The 19,091-nt window shown below is 60.6% G+C and carries 17 protein-coding genes; 9 read left to right on the top strand and 8 right to left on the bottom strand.

Going from position 1 to position 19,091, the window contains the following annotated elements:
- From repC to CCGE531_RS34420, 6 genes are all read right to left on the bottom strand, one after another.
- On the bottom strand, nucleotides 1-1,308 hold the full coding sequence (gene repC / locus CCGE531_RS26290; RefSeq protein WP_120669202.1) for a plasmid replication protein RepC: 1,308 nt from the start codon (nucleotides 1,306-1,308) through the stop codon (nucleotides 1-3).
- A 155-nt stretch (nucleotides 1,309-1,463) separates the two neighbouring features.
- Complete coding sequence (gene repB, locus CCGE531_RS26285) at nucleotides 1,464-2,465, bottom strand: plasmid partitioning protein RepB (RefSeq protein ID WP_120669200.1); 1,002 nt, start codon at nucleotides 2,463-2,465, stop codon at nucleotides 1,464-1,466.
- 4 nt (nucleotides 2,466-2,469) lie between these two features.
- The gene (repA, locus tag CCGE531_RS26280; RefSeq protein WP_120669199.1) at nucleotides 2,470-3,663 is read right to left on the bottom strand and encodes a plasmid partitioning protein RepA; all 1,194 of its coding nucleotides are present in this window, start codon (nucleotides 3,661-3,663) and stop codon (nucleotides 2,470-2,472) included.
- A 450-nt stretch (nucleotides 3,664-4,113) separates the two neighbouring features.
- Complete coding sequence (locus tag CCGE531_RS26275; protein WP_120669197.1) at nucleotides 4,114-4,599, bottom strand: ProQ/FINO family protein; 486 nt, start codon at nucleotides 4,597-4,599, stop codon at nucleotides 4,114-4,116.
- Between the two features lie 1,400 nt (nucleotides 4,600-5,999).
- Nucleotides 6,000-7,298 (bottom strand): DUF4010 domain-containing protein, encoded by a 1,299-nt coding sequence (locus CCGE531_RS26260; RefSeq protein WP_120669191.1) that lies wholly within the window; start codon nucleotides 7,296-7,298, stop codon nucleotides 6,000-6,002.
- Nucleotides 7,299-7,558: 260 nt separating this feature from the next.
- Nucleotides 7,559-7,720, bottom strand: a complete 162-nt coding sequence (locus tag CCGE531_RS34420; protein ID WP_162944014.1) for a hypothetical protein — start codon at nucleotides 7,718-7,720, stop codon at nucleotides 7,559-7,561.
- Between the two features lie 119 nt (nucleotides 7,721-7,839).
- On the opposite strand from CCGE531_RS34420, the gene CCGE531_RS26245 reads away from it, so the two are divergent.
- Both CCGE531_RS26245 and CCGE531_RS26240 read left to right on the top strand, forming a co-directional pair.
- Complete coding sequence (locus tag CCGE531_RS26245) at nucleotides 7,840-8,541, top strand: GntR family transcriptional regulator (protein WP_120669186.1); 702 nt, start codon at nucleotides 7,840-7,842, stop codon at nucleotides 8,539-8,541.
- A gap of 226 nt (nucleotides 8,542-8,767) precedes the next feature.
- On the top strand, nucleotides 8,768-9,730 hold the full coding sequence (locus CCGE531_RS26240) for a dihydrodipicolinate synthase family protein (RefSeq protein ID WP_120669184.1): 963 nt from the start codon (nucleotides 8,768-8,770) through the stop codon (nucleotides 9,728-9,730).
- Nucleotides 9,731-9,823: 93 nt separating this feature from the next.
- On the opposite strand, the gene CCGE531_RS26235 is transcribed toward CCGE531_RS26240, so the two are convergent.
- Nucleotides 9,824-10,861 carry an Ldh family oxidoreductase gene (locus CCGE531_RS26235; RefSeq protein WP_120669182.1) on the bottom strand — a complete coding sequence of 346 codons (1,038 nt, stop codon included), beginning with the start codon at nucleotides 10,859-10,861 and terminating at the stop codon, nucleotides 9,824-9,826.
- Nucleotides 10,862-11,188: 327 nt separating this feature from the next.
- Between CCGE531_RS26235 and CCGE531_RS26230 the strand changes: the two genes are divergently transcribed.
- From CCGE531_RS26230 to CCGE531_RS26205, 6 genes are all read left to right on the top strand, one after another.
- The gene (locus CCGE531_RS26230; protein ID WP_120669180.1) at nucleotides 11,189-11,995 is read left to right on the top strand and encodes a transporter substrate-binding domain-containing protein; all 807 of its coding nucleotides are present in this window, start codon (nucleotides 11,189-11,191) and stop codon (nucleotides 11,993-11,995) included.
- Nucleotides 11,996-12,066: 71 nt separating this feature from the next.
- The gene (locus tag CCGE531_RS26225) at nucleotides 12,067-12,732 is read left to right on the top strand and encodes an amino acid ABC transporter permease (protein ID WP_120669463.1); all 666 of its coding nucleotides are present in this window, start codon (nucleotides 12,067-12,069) and stop codon (nucleotides 12,730-12,732) included.
- A 12-nt stretch (nucleotides 12,733-12,744) separates the two neighbouring features.
- Entirely contained in the window at nucleotides 12,745-13,398 is a 654-nt protein-coding gene (locus CCGE531_RS26220; RefSeq protein WP_120669178.1) for an amino acid ABC transporter permease, read from the top strand.
- Entirely contained in the window at nucleotides 13,391-14,113 is a 723-nt protein-coding gene (locus tag CCGE531_RS26215; RefSeq protein WP_120669176.1) for an amino acid ABC transporter ATP-binding protein, read from the top strand. The genes CCGE531_RS26220 and CCGE531_RS26215 overlap by 8 nt, the downstream gene beginning before the upstream one ends.
- The gene (locus CCGE531_RS26210; RefSeq protein ID WP_120669174.1) at nucleotides 14,113-15,354 is read left to right on the top strand and encodes an FAD-dependent oxidoreductase; all 1,242 of its coding nucleotides are present in this window, start codon (nucleotides 14,113-14,115) and stop codon (nucleotides 15,352-15,354) included. The genes CCGE531_RS26215 and CCGE531_RS26210 overlap by 1 nt, the downstream gene beginning before the upstream one ends.
- 71 nt (nucleotides 15,355-15,425) lie before the next feature.
- A complete protein-coding gene (locus tag CCGE531_RS26205; protein ID WP_120669461.1) occupies nucleotides 15,426-17,114 on the top strand; it encodes an aconitase X in 1,689 nt (562 codons plus the stop codon).
- 68 nt (nucleotides 17,115-17,182) lie between these two features.
- Here CCGE531_RS26205 and CCGE531_RS26200 read toward each other — a convergent pair whose 3' ends face one another.
- Complete coding sequence (locus CCGE531_RS26200; protein WP_120669172.1) at nucleotides 17,183-18,211, bottom strand: proline racemase family protein; 1,029 nt, start codon at nucleotides 18,209-18,211, stop codon at nucleotides 17,183-17,185.
- A 201-nt stretch (nucleotides 18,212-18,412) separates the two neighbouring features.
- Here CCGE531_RS26200 and CCGE531_RS26195 point away from each other — a divergent pair, with 201 nt between their 5' ends.
- Entirely contained in the window at nucleotides 18,413-19,087 is a 675-nt protein-coding gene (locus tag CCGE531_RS26195; protein WP_120669170.1) for a GntR family transcriptional regulator, read from the top strand.
- The last annotated feature ends 4 nt before the right edge of the window (nucleotides 19,088-19,091 follow it).

The following is a 19,091-nucleotide window of genomic DNA, read 5'->3' as shown; positions in this document are numbered from 1 at the left end:
CTAAGCGACCTTCCGTGTGGTTGGCGCCATATTCGCCCGTAGAAGGCTCATGAGCATCGGTCCGATGGCAAACTCGCCTTTCTCCGCTCGCCGCGTCAGATCACGAAGATAGGCACCGGCTGAGTTGATGTGGGAGCCACGTTGGAGGATGCAGGCAATGACGGTCGCCGTATTTTCCGCGCCCATGGCCGCGCAGGCCTCACCATAGGCTCCCGGACCGATATCGAGCGTCGATTTGACGATGAGCGAAGCGGTGAGCAGATCGCGCCAGCTCCTGATCTGTCCGATTGGACCATAGGCGGCAATGTCAGGACATGCTCGCAAGACGAGGTCTAGCGGGAAGGACTTCATTTCCGTTCGTATCTCTGTGCTGGTCTCCGAGTGACTATCATCGGGCGTGCAGAAGACTGACTTCCGAGTTTCGGAGGCTACGGGGACGTTGACGAGGGCCGGAGTTGTCCTCGGAGCCAAGCCTCGTGGGGAGGCGCTTTCCATGGACGCGGCTTCAGATTCAATTTGGGATTCGGAGTCTGAATTCTGTATGTGCCGCTCATTTTGATAGGGATTGGCGCTTAGTTTCGTAAGTTTCACATGTCTTTCCAATCGGTTGACGATTTCGTCGCGCAGACGGCCGAGCTTCTCCAGCAGCGTTTCCAGCTGTGTTGCATTGGGCGAACGCGGAAGGTCATCGATAAGCCCGCGAAAGCCCGAATGGACGGCTTCCCATGGGCCTTCTATGTCCTCGGCGATCGCAGTTTCGATGAGCTTGGCGATATCGCGCCGGTGGAGACTGATGCGTTCCCGCAGACCCTGTATGTGCAATCGTTCGGCAACAACCCCCGCCGCGATATGCTCGATCTCCTCGGCGCGGGAAAGAAGAGGCGCCAAGGAGAAGCCATAGGCCACATTGAGATCCCCTGCCCTGCTCCGCCGGGCATAACGCTTGCCGTTGGGGCTATCCCTGCGAACAAGAAGACCAGCCGAGATCAATGCGGCAAGGTGGCGGCGGATCGTTTGCTCCGCCATGCCATGCGCGCGCAGGGACAATTGTGCGTTCGAGGGAAATACGATCAGGTTGGCGTCATCCGAGAGTTCGTTCTTCGGATAGAAGCTCAAGAGCGCATTCAGTACGGCGAGCGCCCGGTCCGTCACGCCCAACAGGGGCTTGGCTTCGCAGAGCGCACGATAGATTTTCCATTTGTCGACGGACCTGACGGACTTCCCATGTTCGGCTCTTCTTTGAGCTATCAACATGGCAAGCGTCATCGGCCGCCGCCCAAAGGGCGTCGTTACATGTTCGGCTTCCATTTTCCTTCACCTACGTTGTGGCAAAAGAAATCTGCTCACCAAAACGATGCCAAAGACTCTTGACTGTGATTCGGGGAAATGCGATTCTCGATTTGCTTAAGATCAGAGAAGGGCTTCCACGACGGCGTCGTTTGGGGGCCTTTTTCTTTTGCGGGTTACGTTTCCTTTTCTTCCTGAAACTCGTTGAAGAGAGATTGCAGTCTCTCCTGCACGAACTGATCGAAACCGGGCGCGGCCTTGCTATCGAAAACAAAGGTCGCGCGCGCCGGCGTTCGCTTAAACGTCACCGGAACACCGGCTATCGAAGAGGGCGTAGCGGCTGCCTTGGCGGATGCAGGTTTGCCGATTGCAAGAACCATTGCCTGCTGGAAACGTTCGTCACTGGACAGTTGACGATAGTTGTCCGCGGACAACTCCGTGATGATCGGTTCCGAGGCGACGCTCTCGAGACGTTCTCCCAGCTCCAGCCAGCGCCTGCGGCCGATCTCGGGGGCGGGGCCGATCGCGCTGATGAGAGCGAGAGGCACTTGTCTGGTGACGATGAGCATTTTCGAGAGAGCAGCCTTGTCCACGCCGAGTGCCGCCATGATGACATCGCGACCGAAATCGCGCTGCTCGAGGCGCAACGCGAACAGCGCACGCTCGATATAGGATAGGTTCGTGCGGGCATTGTTCTCCTGGCCCTGGCTGACCACCAGCTGGTCGTCGGTGAGCTGGCGCACGACGGCGCGCACCTTGATGCCGAGCTCTTTTGTCGCCGCCAGTCGACGATGGCCGTAGGCGACCTGAAAGCGCCCGCGGGCATCCGGATGCGGGCGCACCAGGATCGGCACTTGCTGGCCATGTTCGCGTATCTGCTCGACGAGCTGACCAAGCTCGACCGGATCTATTTCGAGGCGATCGGTAACGAACGACCCGTCGACAAGCTCGGGATCAATATCGACGACCGTCTGGCCTTCCGCCAACTGCCGTTCGAGATCGCTGGCCCGCTCTATCTTCTCCGTGATATTTCCGAGCGTCCTGGTGATACCGCCCACCGGCCCGGAGCCTCTTGCCTGCGGCAGGAAACCGGCGATCGGACGATGGTCTTTTGCAACCGGCGTCTCCGAACGGCTTGTATTCGGCGCTGAGATTTCAAGGAGGTTTTTGCGCGCCATCTATTTATTTCCTTCCCCAGGTTAGGCGGATATGCGTCTCGATCTCGCCGTTGACGAGATTGAGCGAATCCAGAGCGCGGTCGTAGGTGCCCCTGGTGAATTGGGCACGCTCTACCTCGTAGAGGGTCTGCTTGGTGACGCCGGCATCGGCGACAGCTGTCGACTTGACCATCGCGTTGTGGAGCATGCGGTTGCCGAAGATCGCCTTCATGAAACCGGTCATCTGGCTTTGCGGTCCGTCATTGGGCTCGAAGCGCGTGACGAGGTAACGCATCCAGTCATAACTGGTGCGTCCCCCTGCCCTTTCGACAACGGACATGAGTTCGCTGGTCATCGTCAGAAACTGCGACATGGACATAACGTCGAGCATCTGCGGATGCACCGTGATGAGGATCGATGTCGCGGCGCAGAGCGCCGACATCGTCAGAAAGCCAAGTTGCGGCGGGCAATCGATGACCACCACATCGTAGTAACTCTCGATCCCGGTCAGGACCTCGCCGATGCGGGCAAAGAACATCGTCTCGGCCTTGCCCGCCGCCATTGCGCGCGGCGTCTCGTGCTCGAATTCCATGAGCTCGAGATTTCCGGGGATCAGATGCAGGTTCGGCGTATAGGTCGAACGGACGATATCGGTGATCGGGCGAGGGCCCTCATAGCGGATGGCGCCGTAAAGCGTTTCGTTTTCACCGACGTCGATCTCGGGCTGGTGCCCGAACAATGCGGATAGAGATGCTTGTGGATCGAGATCGATGGCAAGTACGCGGTAGCCCCTCAACGCCAGATATTGCGCGAGGTGGGCTGCGGTGGTGGTCTTGCCGGAACCTCCCTTGAAATTCATCACCGAGATGATCTGCAGCTTTTCAGCCCCTCGGCGCCAAGGCACATATTTCGGCGTTCCGTTTCGTTCGTCGAGAACCTTGCGAATTCGATCCATATCCTCGGCCGTGTAAAGCCGCCGCCCGTTGGCGAGCGGGTCCGGCCCATGGCCTTCGGCTGCGATCTGGCGGAGATAGCCTTCTCCGATGCCGATAAATGCGGCGGCTTCAGCCGGCGAAAACATCCGCATCGTTTTCTGTGACTGAGGCGGAAAGAGCTTTGCCTGATGTTGCTGGAGCTGGTAAGACAGCTCTTGCGCATCTGTCGCCAGAAGCGTTGGAAGATGCTCTTGATCGTCTTGGAGCACGAGACTCGGCTGCATAGTTGTTTTCCCAGTTAACTGCGCAATTGTGACAGAATGCTGCTGAACTACGCAGTTATAATATGCTCCGATTCGTGGCCGTTTTACAAATGCTTAAACAAAAGGCAGTTTTTAGCTGTTTTTTAGGTATCCACGGAGGTGGTTCTGTTGGAGTGCCGAGGTCTTGCTGCTTGAGCTACACTCTCGCTGGGTGAGCTTTTGTCACTAGGAGCGGAGTTACGCGCAACCGCGCGAAAGACGAGTAGTCCGTGGACTACTCATGCCGCTAGGCCAGTCGCGATACGATGGAAATCGTGGTTGGGAGAGGGGCGCGGCTCCGAAAGATCGGTAGTCCGCGGACTACGCCGCTCGTCCGCATGCCGGTCTGCGGCATTCAAAGCGAGCAGATCGCTGTAATCATTCGCAAGAAGGCAATAGTGGTTTCCGGGGTGCGATGCGCCGGTAGGCGCATCAACGCGCGACGCGATCCGGGCGCTTGCTGACGCCGAGAAGGGATGCCCGAATTAGCTCTGCCTTGCTCAATACGGGCGGCGGCGGATTTGGTTCGTCGCGATGAGAGCTGGTCTTGGTCTGCGTCTGGCGGAGCGCGATCAGGCGCTGCTGTGCCGCAAGCCTGTCTTCGGTCGAAAGCGGCTCAACCGGATTGCCGGCCAGATCGTGCCGCATTGAGTCCGGCTGCGCGCAGGCATGGTAATATCGCTTGGAATGAAGAAATGCGCTGGTGGCGCGGCGAAGCGACATGACCGGCACGTCGGGCTTCAGTAGAGGGCGGATTTCATTCCAGAGACCGAGCGCGAAAGGACGGATCAGCTCTCCGGCTTTGATGGGCAGAATGGCGATAGGGCGAAGCAAGAGCGCATTGATCGCCGCCGCCTTCTTGACATCGAGCTCGGTCGCAATGATCGGCTCGCGATCGGTCGTCCAGGGTTCTTCCATGAAATCGTTCCTCTGCGTGCAAATCCATTACGGATTGATTGTGAAGCGATTTTGACGAGACCGCAAAGAAATCCGCCTGCGTCTTCTCGCCTCATGCCAAGCTGTCGACCATATATGAGGTGGCGTCTCTCACAGCAAGTTTTGGTTAACGGGATTTTTATGATTGGGAGGATAGCCTGCGTCGAGCCGTGGGATGTACCCGGGTACGCGGCGCACCTTTCTCTTAAATCGGCAATCCATGAGAACCGAGCTCCGCTCGCGAGGCGCGCGTCGGTCCTCGCCTATCGTTATATGGCGACTGGCCCGCGAGAGGAATGCGGAGGCTTCTTCTTCGTCGCCACTCGACTTTGATGCGACGCACGCCTTCGGTCAACTCCGTTGACGGGTGGGCTATCTCTCGGAAACCGCATCGGCCAATGCACAGACTATCGCGCTGTTCCCGCCATCATTCTCGCTTCAGAGGCTCGTCCTTTGGGGATGTCGGCGATCCGTGCTCGAAGTCATGCCGATGCTTTCCATGGACTTGAGCTCGGAGGGGATGTCCGGCAGTGGTCGTCATTCGGGCTGGATCTATCATGGAGTAGCAATGCGCCAATCGGTGGGGCAGGGGGCTCCTTTGGCGGCTTCTGCAGCTAAGGCAGATCGGGCGTCCGAAGATAAGCCCCGTATGAAGTCATGCGCGCGCGCGCAGGATAAGCCGGTTCCATTGCGGGCGCCGTCGCTACGCAGGGGCAATATCAAAAAATCTGGAGATAGCGACAATGGCTGGCTTGGCGGCGGGTCGTCGTCGCGATACACATAGCAGCGCTATCGGCGAAATATCCATGCGCGCTATTCATCGGATAGGTGGCGCTTGCATGGGACGCCATGCAGGAATGGCGGAAGCAAAGCGCGATATAACTTCAATTAAATGAAGCATTAACCATAATCTCAAGCTATTGCTCAGCTCCGATGTTTGACTACCTGGGATCATTGTGCGGCTGGGCGGCGGCGCCGGTCGTGGATGTCGAACTGCTCCGGCAGGAGGCGATAAGGGGCGCTGGCAAGGAGATCCTCTCGACCATCTTTGCTGTGGAGCCCTCGAGGCTTTTCACAGTCGGTGTCGGCGAATATTTTCCGATCGACGGACCGAAAGGTGAGCGCGCCACAAATTTCGGATAAATGAAGGCCATGCTGCGCTGCCGTCGCGCGGAATAATGACCGCCAGCCCCTGTCCTGAAACAAGGGCCGATTACGACCGAAGCCTTTGTGCCGGATATATCGAGCGCTCCGCCCAAAGCGATGATAGCGATTGCGAGATCAGGCTCTGGCATGGCTGGGCCGAAGCCCATCAATTCCAGGAAAAGTGCGCAGCGGTTTTCCGTCCGGAATTGCGAGAAGACAAAGAGGCGATTTGATCGTTATTGCCGCAGCTGTTCCGTCACGAACCACTCCATCAGCGGGGCTGCCTTGAACATAAGAAGACCCACGACGAGCGCAGCGGTACTGGCCAAGAGAAAGCGCCCGCTATAGGCGCGTCCGCCAAGGGCTAAGGCATATGCCATTTTAGCCACTGTATTGGCGACCACGGCCGCACCCAGCGCTGCCGCGGCAAGTTGGACGCCGATGCTGTCGAGCATGCCTGCTATAGTAACGGTGATGGCATCGACATCCGCGAGACCGGAAAGGGTCGAGACGACGAGCAGGCCAGCCTTGCCGAACCAAGCCGCACCCGCCCGCGCCAAGAACGCCACCGTGACAAGCAGCAACGCCATTTTCAATACAGCCGCGAGTTCGAAAGGGTTGCGCGTATGGTGGCCAGCGGGTTCGGAGGTAGCATTGCGAGCGAATAGCAGCGAAAACCCGGCCATAACCAGAGCTGTTGCAGCAAGTGCCGGGCCGAGGCGCCAGGCGATCGGCGTTGCAAGGAGGGCGGTATAGAGCAGCACTTTGAAGCAGGAAGTGGCGTTGGCGGCGAGCGCGCCGGCTGCTAGCAATCCCGCAGAGTGTTCTTCCATGCTGAGCCGGGCATTGGTGATGGTTGTGGCGGTCGACGACACAAGGCCGTTGACGGCCCCTGCCACCAGCTCGCCCCGGACCTGTCCGAGCGCTTTGACAGCCACATATCCCAGGAAGGAGATGCCGGCGAGAAGAACAACCAGCATCCATGTCCCGGATGGCGAGATGCCACCGAAGGGACCGAGCGGAGTGGTCGGAAGCATCGGCAGGACGACGAAGGCCATGGCGAGGAAGACGATGGCAGATCGCAGCTCGTTCCAAGTCAGCATCCGCATGAACTGATGCAATATCTCGCGGCTGGCAAGAATTGCCACGAGTGTCACGCCGCCGGCCGCGGCCAACGTCTGGCTGCCCAGCACCGCCAAGGTCCCCAACACAAAGGTGGCCATAGCGGTGACGACGGAGGTGACGCTGTAGCTGCCCTCGGCTTCCGACTCTCGATACTGGTAGAGGGCAAAGACGATAGAGAAGACCGCGAACATGCCGGTGACGACAAAACCTTGCAGCGCCATGCGGGCGGACAGTGTTTGCTCGACAAATCCGGCGAGCCCACCCAACATGCCTGCAAGCGTGAAGGTGCGCAGCCCTGCCGTCCGCTGGCCTGCGTCTTCGTCACGCTCCCGCCAGTGGCGCTCGACGCCGACGATTGCGCCGATGGCGATGGCCAAACCGAAGCGTTCGAAAGATTCAATGCTCTCCATTCCAGTCCTCTGGGTTTCACCGGGACTCTGCGCCACATCGGAGAAAGGCGCCAAATAATTCTGCTGCGATGAGGTGCCGGAATATCGCAGGGTCCGAAATACCTGCTTTCATCAAATAATAGCGAAAGGAGGCTGGGCAGGCGATTGTGCAAATCCTGAAATTTTTTCCGACAATCGCTTCGACGGTCTCTGCCCGTCGCTTGGTGCCTATGGCTTTGCATGGGAGCAAGCCATAGGCGGCTTTGTCATCGAACATTTCTTCATTGTGGGGCTCCCACTACCACATAGACGACGGCGTGACCGTTATAGCGAGGTTCGTACCAGTTGCCGTCGCGAATTACGATTTCAACGATGACGGCCTGATCCATGGCGCGCGCTTCCACGCGGCCATCGTCCGCAGGCGGCTTGCAAGAAATGGGCAAGGCGCTCCCGCCGATCCACGGAAAGGATAGCTCCGGCCTGACTTCAGGCTGGCAAAGCGCCGTTGATTTACCTGGCATGCCCCTTTATTTCTCACGCTGAAAGAAGAGGTCAGCTAGCCATGGATAATGAAACAAGCCTCCGAAACGAGCGCAAGCGCGGCTCCGGCGTGAAGGTGGTCTACGATATCTTGCGCGACGAGATTCTGGATCTGGAATTGCCGCCCGGCAGCCCCATCGACGAGGTGCAGCTTTCCGAACGTTTCGGCATGTCGCGCACGCCGATCCGCGAAGCCCTGGTACGGCTTGCAGGCGAGGGGCTGATCGATACGCTGCCCAATCGCTCGACCATGGTGTCGCAGATCGATTTCCTCAACATGCATAACTATTTCGATGCGCTGGTGCTCATGTATCGAGTGACGACGCAACTTGCGGCGAAGTATCATCGGCCGGAGGATCTGGAGGCCGTGCGCGCGCTCCAGGCGGATTTCGCCGATGCCGTCGAGGCGCAGGATGCGCTCGCCATGATCTCCACCAACGCCGCGCTGCATCTTGCGATCGCCGAGTCCGGCCGCAATCCCTATTTCACCAGCCTTTTCTCGCGTCTGTTGAACGAGGGCCGGCGCATTCTTCGCCTCTACTATCAATCCTATAATGACCGCCTGCCGCGCCGCTTCGTCGAGGAGCACGATGAAATCATTGACGCCGTCGCGGCGCGCGATATCGAGCTTGCCGAGCGTCTGGCGCGCGAGCATGCGGAACAGATCGTTGCCCAGATCCAGAAATTGCTCGTGCGCGGAGACCGCCTCGATGTGCGGCTTTAGAGCAATTCCAGGAAAAGTGCGCAGCGGTTTTCCGTCCGGAATTACGTGGAAACAAAGAGATGGAGCGGCTCAGAGATTCCGTGAAAAGCTGAACCGGTCCAGTTTGCATATTTCTTGTCGACAAAATAAATACAAAGATATATCAATGCTGCAAAGACGGTGAGGCGCGGCGGCGGATGCGGCTGGGCTGGTTGCCGATCCACCCCTAGGCCAAAAGGATAGACAGATGATATCAAGCATTTTCTCCGGCGTGATCCCGGCGCTCATGACCCCGTGCAAGCTCGATCGCAGCCCCGATTTCGATGCGCTTGTGCGCAAGGGCAAGCAGCTCATCGCCGAAGGCATGTCGGCGGTCGTCTATTGCGGCTCGATGGGCGATTGGCCGCTCCTGACGGATGCGCTGCGCATGGAGGGCGTCGAGCGGCTGGTCAAGGCGGGCGTGCCCGTCATCGTCGGTACCGGCGCCGTCAATACGGCATCGGCTGTCGCCCACGCCGCCCATGCGCAGAAGGTCGGTGCCAAGGGGCTGATGGTCATCCCCCGTGTGCTGTCGCGCGGCTCGGTGATCGCTGCGCAGAAGGCGCATTTCAAGGCGATCCTGTCGGCAGCACCCGATCTTCCGGCCGTTATCTACAACAGCCCCTATTATGGTTTTGCAACGCGCGCCGACCTATTCTTCGCACTGCGCGCCGAACACGCCAATCTCGTCGGCTTCAAGGAGTTCGGCGGCCCGGCCGACATGCGTTACGCCGCTGAAAACATCACTAGCCGCGACGATGATGTGTCGCTGATGATCGGCGTCGATACGGCCGTCTTCCACGGCTTCGTCAATTGCGGCGCGACCGGCGCCATCACCGGCATCGGCAACGTTCTGCCCAGGGAAGTCATCCATCTCTGCAATCTCGCCCAGGCTGCTGCCACCGGCGACATCGATGCGCGCCAGCGCGCGCTGGAGCTTGAGCAGGCGCTCGCCGTCCTGTCGTCCTTCGATGAAGGTCCGGATCTGGTTCTCTTCTTCAAGCACATGATGGTGCTGAAGGGCGACAAGGAATATGAGCTCCATTTCAACGAAAGCGACGTCTTGAACGAAAGCCAGCGCGGCTATGTCGAGGTGCAGTTCAAGCTGTTCAACAGCTGGTACGCCGAGTGGAGCAAGCTTCCGGGCGCGGTGGAAAAGTACAAGGCCTAAGCGGTCGCGATAGCTTAAGCCCAAAAAAGAGGCCTCGAACGGGGCCTCTTTTTTGTTATCTTAGGTTGGTCTTCATTTACATTTCGATGTCGCTCAGGTCACGGCGTCGAGGCCGAGTTCCTGCAGCCGGTCGAGCTGGCGGATTTCCTCTGCGGTCAGCGGGATGCCGTCCTTTTCCGCACGGGCACGGGCGGCGAAGCGGCGCTGCGAGGGCAGGCGCGCGCCTTGGCCGAGAATGGCTTCGAACAGCACTTCGGCGCGGGCAAGGGGATTTCCGGGCCGGCCGGCCGCGAAAGCCTCCGGCGAGAAGGCGACGATGAGTTCGCCGTGCCGAGGAGCAAATGCCGTCGAACCGAGATAGTCGAGCGCTTCGCGGCTGGTGAAATCGCCGATCATGACACCGGCCAGAAGTTCGATCATCGTGCCGATCGCCGAACCCTTGTGGCCTCCAAACGGCAGCATTGCGCCGGCCAGCGCAGCCTCCGGATCCGTCGTCGGTTGGCCATCAGCGTCTATGGCCCAGCCTTCAGGAAGAGGCTTGCCGGCCCGGCGATGCAACTCGATCTCGCCGCGCGCGGCGACCGAAGTCGCGAAGTCGAAGACGTAAGGCGGATTGTCGATGCGCGGCCAGCCGAAGGCGAAGGGGTTCGTTCCGAGGAGCGGCGCGGTACCGCCGGCGGGCGCCACCGTGGAATAGCTCGGGCACATGGCGAAGGCGGCGAGGCCCCGATCCGTCAGGGCTTCCACCTCCGGCCACAGGGCGGCGAAGTGCGTGCAGTCGTTGATGGCGAGCGCGGCAATGCCGAAGCGGCGAGCCTGCTCGGCAAGCACGGGCATGCCGAGCTCGAAGGCGGCATTGGAAAAGCCGCTCTTGGCGTCCACTCGGACGATGGCGGAACCATCGTGCTGTTCCAACGCTGGCACGACATCCGGCCGTGCCTTGCCGGCCTTGACCGCGCGCAACACGCCTTCGATGCGGTAGATGCCGTGGGATTTGCAGGCGTCGCGCTCACCGGCGACGATGACCCGCGCGATCGCGCCGGCCTGCTGCGCATTGAAGCCTGCCTTCGAAAGGATTGCCACGATGCGGCTTTGCAGCGCATCCGGCGTCAGGGTGGTGACGTCGCTCATCTGAATTCTCCCATATCTCGCTCGCTGGCATCATAGAGGCGAAAATTATAAATACAAAAAGAATACAAAAAATCGACATAAAAACAAATGCTACCGGAATGCATGCCGGCCCGTCTGCTTTTCATTCGTTGCTACGCCGTCGCCGATAGAGCGAAGGCATCAGGCTGCGCGGCATGCCCGAAGTCGAATGCATGTGATCCGACCTGCTGACCGAAGTCTAAATTCTTTTTGTATACTATATGTATTTTTGATTTGATTTGCAGACACAAAAGGCGTTTAGTGGCCGCGGCCCGCAAATGGCCGACCAAACTGGGAGAAGAGATTCTAATGAAAAAAACGGTCATCGCATTCGGCCTTCTAGCCGCCGCTTCCGTCATCTCGCCGGCCAAGGCGGATAAGCTGGACGACATCATTTCTTCAGGAACGCTGCGTTGCGCCGTCGTGCTCGACTTCCCGCCCATGGGATCGCGCGACGAGAACAACAATCCGATCGGCTTCGACGTCGACTATTGCAACGATCTGGCCAAGGCGCTCGGCGTCACGGCCGAGATCGTCGAAACGCCGTTCCCCGAGCGCATTCCGGCGCTGATGTCCGGCCGCGTCGATGTCGGCGTTGCCTCGACGTCCGATACGCTTGAGCGCGCCAAGACCGTCAGCATGACCGTTCCCTATTTCGCTTTCGAAATGGCCGTCACCTCCAACGACAAGTCGGGCATCAAGTCCTTCGAGGATATGAAGGGCAAGATCGTCGGCGCGACCGCCGGTACATTCGAGGCGATCGCACTCGAAAAGCAGGTCAAGGCCTGGGGCACCGGCGAGTTCCGTCCATATCAGACGCAGGCCGACGTCTTCCTGGCGCTGAGCCAGGGCCAGCTCGACGCGACCGTCTCCACCTCGACCGTTGCCCAGGCGACCGTGAAGTCCGGCAAGTTCGCCGGCATCTCCGTCGTCGGCAAGGCGCCGTTCCAGACGGACTACGTCTCCCTCTTCACCAACCGTGAAGAATACGGCCTCATCAACTATCTCAACCTCTTCATCAATCAGCAGGTCCGCACGGGCCGCTATGCCGAGCTCTATGAAAAATGGGTCGGCGGCGCCCTGCCATCCCTGACAGTGAACGGCGTCTATCGCTAATCGGATCGCTTTCAACGACGGCGTGGCCATGAATGGCCGCGCCGTTCGACCTTTCCGAAAGGTGGACGTTCATGTTCAGCTACACCTTCCACTGGAACCAGGCCTTCAAGGTATTGCCGCAGCTGCTGGATGGCGCGGTGGTTACCCTGCAGATCGCGATCCTGTCGATGGCGATCGGCCTTGCCTGCGCCCTGGCGCTCACGCTCTTCAGGCTTTCCGGCAGTCGGCTGCTGACCGGTATCGCTTCGATCTGGGTGGAGGTCGCCCGCAATACGCCGGCGCTTTTCCAGATCTACATGGCTCATTTCGGGCTCGGCAATTTCGGCATTCACCTCAGTCCTTTTACGGCGCTGCTGGTCGGCATCGCCTTCAACAATGCCGGATATCTCGCCGAGAACTTTCGTGGAGCGCTCAAGGCCATCCCGGACACGCAGACGCGCGCCGGCCGGTCCCTCGGCATGACTTCGCTCCAGGCTTTCAGGCTGGTCGTTCTGCCGCAGATGCTGCGCATCGCCTTCCTGCCAGTGACCAACCAGATGGTCTGGGCGATCTTGATGACCTCGCTCGGCGTGACCGTCGGCATGAACACGGATCTTGCAGGCGTCACCCAGGAACTGAACGCGCGTTCGTTCCGTACCTTCGAATTCTTCGCGCTGGCAGCGGTGATCTACTACCTGATCGCCAAGCTCGTCACGCTTCTCGCCCGGCTCGCCGCCTGGCGCATGTTCCGCTACTGAAAGAGGTGAGAGATGTTCGATACTGCACTCACCTGGAATGACCTCCTCTTCCTGGCCAAGGGCGCCTGGATGACGCTTCTGGTCACGGGTGCATCCGTTGCGGCGGGCACGATCCTCGGGGTCGTTTTCGGGGTGATCCGCGTTCAGGCCGGTTCCATATGGTCGGCGCCGCTGACTTTCGTGCTCGACGTGTTTCGTTCGGTGCCGCTGCTCATCCAGCTGGTTCTCGGCAATGCGCTTCAGGCCATATTGAAGCTCGGCTGGGCACCGTTCACCACGTCCTGCGTGGTGCTGTCGCTCTATACGGCCGCCTATTGCACCGAAATCGTGCGCGGCGGCATCGCAGCCGTTCCGCCCAATACCCGCCGCGCCGCGCGCTCGCTCGGCATGAGTTGGCGGCAGGACATGTGCTATATCGTGGCGCCGCTCGCCACGCGCGTCGCACTTCCTTCGTGGATCGGTCTTTCGCTCGGCGTCATGAAGGATTCCGCGCTGGTCCTGTGGCTGGGGCTGATCGAGCTCTTGCGCGCCTCGCAGGTCCTCGTGACCCGCCTGCACGAGCCGCTGCTGATCCTGACGATCTGCGGCGTGATCTACTTCATCATCAGCTTCCCGATCGCCCGCCTCGGCGGTTATCTCGAAAAACGGTGGTCCCCCAATGATTGAGATCGAAAATGTCCGCAAGTCCTTCGGCCCGCTCGAAGTGCTGAAGGGGATCAACCTCACCGTCAACAAGGGCGAGGTGGTCACCATCATCGGCGGTTCCGGTTCCGGCAAGTCGACGCTCCTGACCTGTATCAACGGTCTGGAGCCGATCGATTCCGGCCGTATCCGCATCGACGGCACGGAGGTGCACGCGAAATCGACCGACCTCAACAAGCTGCGCCGCAAGGTCGGCATCGTCTTCCAGCAGTGGAATGCCTTCCCGCATCTGACGGTGCTCGAAAACGTCATGCTGGCGCCGCGCAAGGTGCTCGGCCTCAGCCGGCAGCAGGCGGAGGAAACGGCGGTCAAGCAGCTGACCCATGTCGGCCTTGCCGAGAAGCTCTCGGTCTATCCGACGCGCATGTCGGGCGGCCAGCAGCAGCGCATGGCGATTGCAAGGGCGCTTGCCATGTCGCCGGAATATATGTTGTTTGACGAGGTGACGTCCGCGCTCGATCCCATGCTGGTCGGCGAGGTGCTGGATACGCTGAAGATGCTGGCGGAGGAGGGAATGACGATGATCTGCGTGACGCATGAAATGGCGTTTGCCCGCGATGTCTCGGATCGCGTCGCCTATTTCCATCAAGGCGTCATGACCGAGATCGGCAAGCCGGAGCAGATTTTCAGCGCGCCGCAGCATCCCGAGACGCAGAAATTTCTCTCGAGCGTACGTTGATGGCGAGACCGGATGTTATCGTCATCGGGGCCGGTGTCGTCGGCCTTTCCGCCGCGATCGCGGCCCAGTCGCGCGGCCTTGCCGTGGTGGTCGTCGACCGCGAGGGACCGGCCGCCGGCGCCTCCGCCGGGAATGCCGGCGCCTTCGCCTTCACGGATATCCTGCCGCTTGCGTCCCCCGGCATTTTGAAGAAGGCGCCGAAATGGCTTCTCGATCCGCTTGGGCCGCTGTCGGTGCCGCCCGCCTATGCGCTGCAGATCGCGCCCTGGATGTTCCGGTTCTGGCGTGCCTGCCAGCCGTCGCGTGTCGCCCACTCCACGGCGGCCCAGACAAGCCTGATGGATCTTTCGAAGGCAGAGCTGGAACCCTTCCTAGCAGCCACCGATACGCTCTTCATGCTGCGCAAGGAGGGCAATCTCCAGGTCTATGAAAGCGAGGCGGAATTCCGTGATTCCCTGCCCGGTTGGGACGTGCGTCGCAATCACGGCATCGAATTCCAGCATCTGAAAGCCGACGAGATGGCGGCGATCCAGCCAGGACTGGCATCCCGCTTCGTACTCGGCACCTTCACGCCCGGCTGGTATTCCATTGCCGATCCCAAGCTTTATACCCTGGCATTGGCCGAGCATTTCCGCAGCCGGGGCGGTGTCATCGAGAGTGCGGAGATTTCGGCTCTCCGTGCGATCCCTAGTGGTGTCGAGGCGGTCGCGACGGATGGAAAATTGCGCCAGGCCGGCAAGGTTGTTCTGGCGGCCGGCGCCTTCTCGCATCGAGTTGCCAGCTCGCTTGGCGAGCGCATCCCGCTCGAAACCGAACGCGGCTACAATACGACGCTTCCGGCAGACGCCTTCGATCTGCGCACGCAGATAACCTTCGGCGGCCATGGCTTCGTTGTCAGCAAGCTCTCGACCGGTATCCGTGTCGGCGGTGCGGTGGAGCTGGGCGGGCTGGCGCTGCCGCCGAATTTTCGCCGGTCCGAAGCCATGCTGCGGAAGGCCCGTACCTTCTTGACCGGTCTTAAACCGGAGGGCGGCGTGCAGTGGATGGGGTTCCGGCCGTCGCTGCCCGACAGCCTGCCCGCCATCGGCCGCGCCCGGGCCACGCCGGATGTGATCTATGCCTTCGGCCATGGCCACCTCGGCCTGACCCAGTCGGCAGGCACGGCGCGTCTCGTCGCCGACCTTCTGACGGGGCAGGCGCCGGCGATCGATCTCACGCCATTCTCGCCGCAACGCTTCTGACGCAAACAGGCAGCCCGATGCGGGCTTTCGCATCGGCGCCCATGACCCACTCGCATATGGATTATGGTGACATGAACGACACGGCATCGGCTCGCAGCATTATGGCCGGCACGGCAGAAGGCCGTGTTGTCGCCACCCAGGAAGCGCTCAGCTTCTGGGGCGGGGTCGATCCCGCCTCCGGCAAGGTCATCGATATCCATCATCCGCTGCACGGCCAATGTCTCACCGGCGCGGTGTTGATGATGCCGTCGAGCCGCGGCTCCTGCACCGGTTCCGGCGTGCTGCTCGATCTGGCGCTCACCGGCCGTGCCCCGGCTGCGCTGGTCTTTTGCGAGGCCGAGGATGTGCTGACGCTCGGGGCGCTTGTCGCTGCCGAAATGTTCGGCCGGCAGCTGCCGGTCGTGCGGCTTCAGCCGGATGCTTTTGCCCGCCTGTCTGAGGCAGCGACCATCCGGATCGAAGCCGCTGCCATCGTGGCGGACGGCGAGACGATCCCTCTTCTTCCGCCTGCCACCTCTTCGCTCTCGTTGACGGAAGCGGACCGGTCCATGTTGGAGGGCGCCGAAGGCGTCGCGGCTGTCCAGGCCATGCGGATACTGACCGCCATGGCCGCACAACAGGGTGCGGCCTCCCTGATCGACGTGACGCAGGGCCATATCGATGGATGCATCTATGCAAGCCCCGCCAATCTGACCTTCGCGGAAAAGATGGCCGAGCTCGGTGGCCAAGTGCGCGTTCCCACAACGATGAACGCCATCTCGGTCGATCGCGCCAACTGGCGGTCGCAGGGCGTGCCGGAAGATTTCGGCCATCCCGCCGCGCGATTGGCGGACGCCTATGTCCGCATGGGCTGTCGTCCGACCTTCACCTGCTCGCCCTATCTGCTCGACAGCGCGCCGGGCGCGGGCGAGGCCATCGGCTGGGCCGAATCCAATGCCGTCATTTTTGCCAACAGCGTGCTTGGCGCGCGCACGGCCAAGCATCCCGATTTCCTCGATCTCTGCATTGCATTGACGGGCCGCGCGCCGCTGTCCGGCGTCTATCTGGATGAAAATCGCAAGGCCACACGCATCCTCGATGTCGAACTGCCTGAAGGTCGTAACGATGCGTTCTGGCCGCTGATTGGCTATCTCGCCGGCAAGGCTTCTCCCGATCGCATTCCCTTGCTGCGCGGTCTTGCCGCCGGACATCCGTCGCGCGATGACATGAAGGCACTCTGCGCCGCTTTCGGCACGACTTCAGCGGCGCCCATGCTGCACGTCGAGGGCGTGACGCCGGAGGCGAGCGATGCCGAGCATCCGAATGCCGATCGCCGCGCCATCACGCGCGCCGATATGGCTGCCGCTTGGAAGATGCTCAACAAGGGGCCGGAAGCGGCCGAGCTTGTTGCCATCGGCAGCCCGCATGCCTCGCTTGCCGAATGTCGTGCGCTTGCCGACGCATTCGCGGGGCGGCGGCGCCTGCCTGAAGTGATGGTGATCGTCACGGCGGGACGCGATATCATCACGGCTGCCGAGGCGGACGGGACGCTCGCGCGGTTGCGCGATAGCGGCGTGCAGGTCCTGCCCGATCTTTGCTGGTGTTCGATTTCGGAGCCGGTCTTTCCGCCCGGAACACGCGCCGTGATGACGAATTCAGGCAAGTACGCACATTATGGGCCGGGCCTCAGCGGCCGTGCCGTGCGCTTCGGCAGCCTTGCCGATTGCGTCGAGGCGGCGGTCGCAGGGCGTGTTGTTACCGGTCTGCCGAACTGGCTCTGAGGAGCACTGGCCTTGGGATTGCACGGAAGGCATTCTGATGAATGCCTTCCGTGGTGGTATTTCCTCGTTCAGAGCTCCATCGGCCAGGTATCCGACAGCCGGTAACCGGCAGGAAAGGGGTCATCCGGATCGACCATCAGCTGATGCGTGCCGATGATCCAGGCGCGGCCTGATATGATCGGGCTGATCGCGGATTTGCCGTTAAGATCGACCGCACCGTCGATGCTGCAATGGAATTCCGTGTCGATGAGCGAGGTCCCGACGAAGCGGTCGCCGACCTTCATCTGACCCTTCGCATGGAGAACGGCCATGCGAGCCGAGCATCCGGTGCCGGTCGGCGAGCGGTCGATCTTGCCGGGGCGGATGGCGACGGCGTTCTTTCCCCACAGGATGCCATCCTTCATCCGGACCGGATCGGTGATCTGGCAGAAGGAGATATGGTTCCAGTCGTTGACGGGATGGCGGAAACCAAGCTGTTCATTGGCGGCTTCGGTGATTTTCACGCCGAGGCGGGCTATGTCGCGCGCCTGATCGGGCTTTAGGCTCACGCCAATCGAAGCCGCATCCACAAGCACGAAACTGTCGCCGCCATAGGCGGTGTCCACCGTGATCGTGCCGATGCCCTCGACCTCGAGCTTTGCATCGAGCTTGTCGGCAAAGGACGGGACATTGCGCACATGGATGCGCTCGGCCTTGCCGTTGCGGCATTCGGCTTTCACTTCGATCAGGCCGCCAGGCGCCTCCAGCATCATGCGGGTGATCGGTTCCTGCATTGGGATGATGCCGGTGTCGAGCAGAACCGTGGAAACGCAGATCGAGTTCGATCCGGACATGGGCGGGGTATCGGCCGGCTCCATGATGATCCAGGCCATCTGAGCCTTCGGGTCCTTCGGCGGAACCAGCAGGTTCACGTGGCGGAACACACCGCCGCGCGGTTCATTGAGAACGAAATTCCTCAAGCTTTCGTCCTCAGCGATCCAGCGCGATTGTTCCCAGACGGTCGCTCCGGGTGGCGGCGCGACGCCGCCGACGATCACATCGCCGACCTCTCCCTCAGCGTGGCAGCTGACGACATGAACGACTTTCGATGTACGCATTTCGCTTTCAGTTCCTCCAGATAGTTTCGTATAACGTATACGATCTGGAGGAATCGTCAAGTTCCGTTACGGCAGGCGTGACGCCATCCGCCAGCAGACAGATCGCCGCCTTGCGCCGCTAAAGGAGATCAAGATATTGAGAAGATATCGCGGCTCCAAGACCTTCGATTATTTGTGCCGTTTCCGGGGAACAAAGACTGAATGCCTCTCAACGTCGAAGAAATACCCAATCTGGGAAAGGCGCCGAGCACATCCGACGTGATCCTGAAATTCATCCGGGATTCCATAGCCGACGGTTCTCTCGACGAAGGGGAGCCGATCCGTCAGGACGACGTCGCGCGTCTCTTCAATGTCAGCAAGATCCCGGTTCGCGAGGCGCTGAAGCGGCTCGAGGCCGAGGGGCTGGTGGAATTTCACCGCAACAGGGGCGCGATCGTCACTAGCGTTTCAGAGCCGGAGATCGCGCAGATCTTCGAGGTCCGCGCCATTCTGGAATCGAATGCGCTGAGACTGTCCATTCCCTTCATGACGGAGAAGACCTTCGAGAAGGCGCAGGCCTATTGCGACGCATTTGCGCGAGAAGCCGATGTGGCGCGCTGGTCGGAGCTGAACTGGCAATTTCACAGCTGTCTTTATGAAGACGCGCAGAGGCCTTATCTCGTGAGCACGATCCGTTCCGTCAACGATCGGCTCGAACGCTACTTGCGGGTACAGCTCACCCTCTCGCACGGCAAGGAAACGGCCGATCGCGAGCATCGCGAATTGCTGGCGATCTGCAAGACGGGTGAGGTTGAAAAAGCGGCTGCGTTCCTGACCGATCACATCATGCAGGCGTGCCAGTCGCTGCTGCACCACCTGCCGGCCAAGCGAAGCTGACGGC

It is taken from the genome of Rhizobium sp. CCGE531 (genome assembly GCF_003627795.1).
GTDB lineage: Bacteria > Pseudomonadota > Alphaproteobacteria > Rhizobiales > Rhizobiaceae > Rhizobium.
This window is presented reverse-complemented; position numbering and strand designations above follow the sequence as displayed.

What these genes read in the sequence shown, in the direction of transcription:
- CCGE531_RS26205 (WP_120669461.1), top strand. Translation starts at nt 15,426, where the DNA reads ATGAACGACACGGCATCGGCTCGCAGCATTATGGCCGGCACGGCAGAA.
- CCGE531_RS26220 (WP_120669178.1), top strand. Translation starts at nt 12,745, where the DNA reads ATGTTCGATACTGCACTCACCTGGAATGACCTCCTCTTCCTGGCCAAG.
- repB (WP_120669200.1), bottom strand. Translation starts at nt 2,465, where the DNA reads ATGGCGCGCAAAAACCTCCTTGAAATCTCAGCGCCGAATACAAGCCGT.
- CCGE531_RS26235 (WP_120669182.1), bottom strand. Translation starts at nt 10,861, where the DNA reads ATGAGCGACGTCACCACCCTGACGCCGGATGCGCTGCAAAGCCGCATC.
- CCGE531_RS26195 (WP_120669170.1), top strand. Translation starts at nt 18,413, where the DNA reads ATGCCTCTCAACGTCGAAGAAATACCCAATCTGGGAAAGGCGCCGAGC.
- CCGE531_RS26215 (WP_120669176.1), top strand. Translation starts at nt 13,391, where the DNA reads ATGATTGAGATCGAAAATGTCCGCAAGTCCTTCGGCCCGCTCGAAGTG.
- CCGE531_RS26240 (WP_120669184.1), top strand. Translation starts at nt 8,768, where the DNA reads ATGATATCAAGCATTTTCTCCGGCGTGATCCCGGCGCTCATGACCCCG.
- CCGE531_RS26210 (WP_120669174.1), top strand. Translation starts at nt 14,113, where the DNA reads ATGGCGAGACCGGATGTTATCGTCATCGGGGCCGGTGTCGTCGGCCTT.
- CCGE531_RS26275 (WP_120669197.1), bottom strand. Translation starts at nt 4,599, where the DNA reads ATGGAAGAACCCTGGACGACCGATCGCGAGCCGATCATTGCGACCGAG.
- repC (WP_120669202.1), bottom strand. Translation starts at nt 1,308, where the DNA reads ATGGAAGCCGAACATGTAACGACGCCCTTTGGGCGGCGGCCGATGACG.
- CCGE531_RS26245 (WP_120669186.1), top strand. Translation starts at nt 7,840, where the DNA reads ATGGATAATGAAACAAGCCTCCGAAACGAGCGCAAGCGCGGCTCCGGC.
- CCGE531_RS26230 (WP_120669180.1), top strand. Translation starts at nt 11,189, where the DNA reads ATGAAAAAAACGGTCATCGCATTCGGCCTTCTAGCCGCCGCTTCCGTC.
- CCGE531_RS26225 (WP_120669463.1), top strand. Translation starts at nt 12,067, where the DNA reads ATGTTCAGCTACACCTTCCACTGGAACCAGGCCTTCAAGGTATTGCCG.
- CCGE531_RS26200 (WP_120669172.1), bottom strand. Translation starts at nt 18,211, where the DNA reads ATGCGTACATCGAAAGTCGTTCATGTCGTCAGCTGCCACGCTGAGGGA.
- repA (WP_120669199.1), bottom strand. Translation starts at nt 3,663, where the DNA reads ATGCAGCCGAGTCTCGTGCTCCAAGACGATCAAGAGCATCTTCCAACG.
- CCGE531_RS26260 (WP_120669191.1), bottom strand. Translation starts at nt 7,298, where the DNA reads ATGGAGAGCATTGAATCTTTCGAACGCTTCGGTTTGGCCATCGCCATC.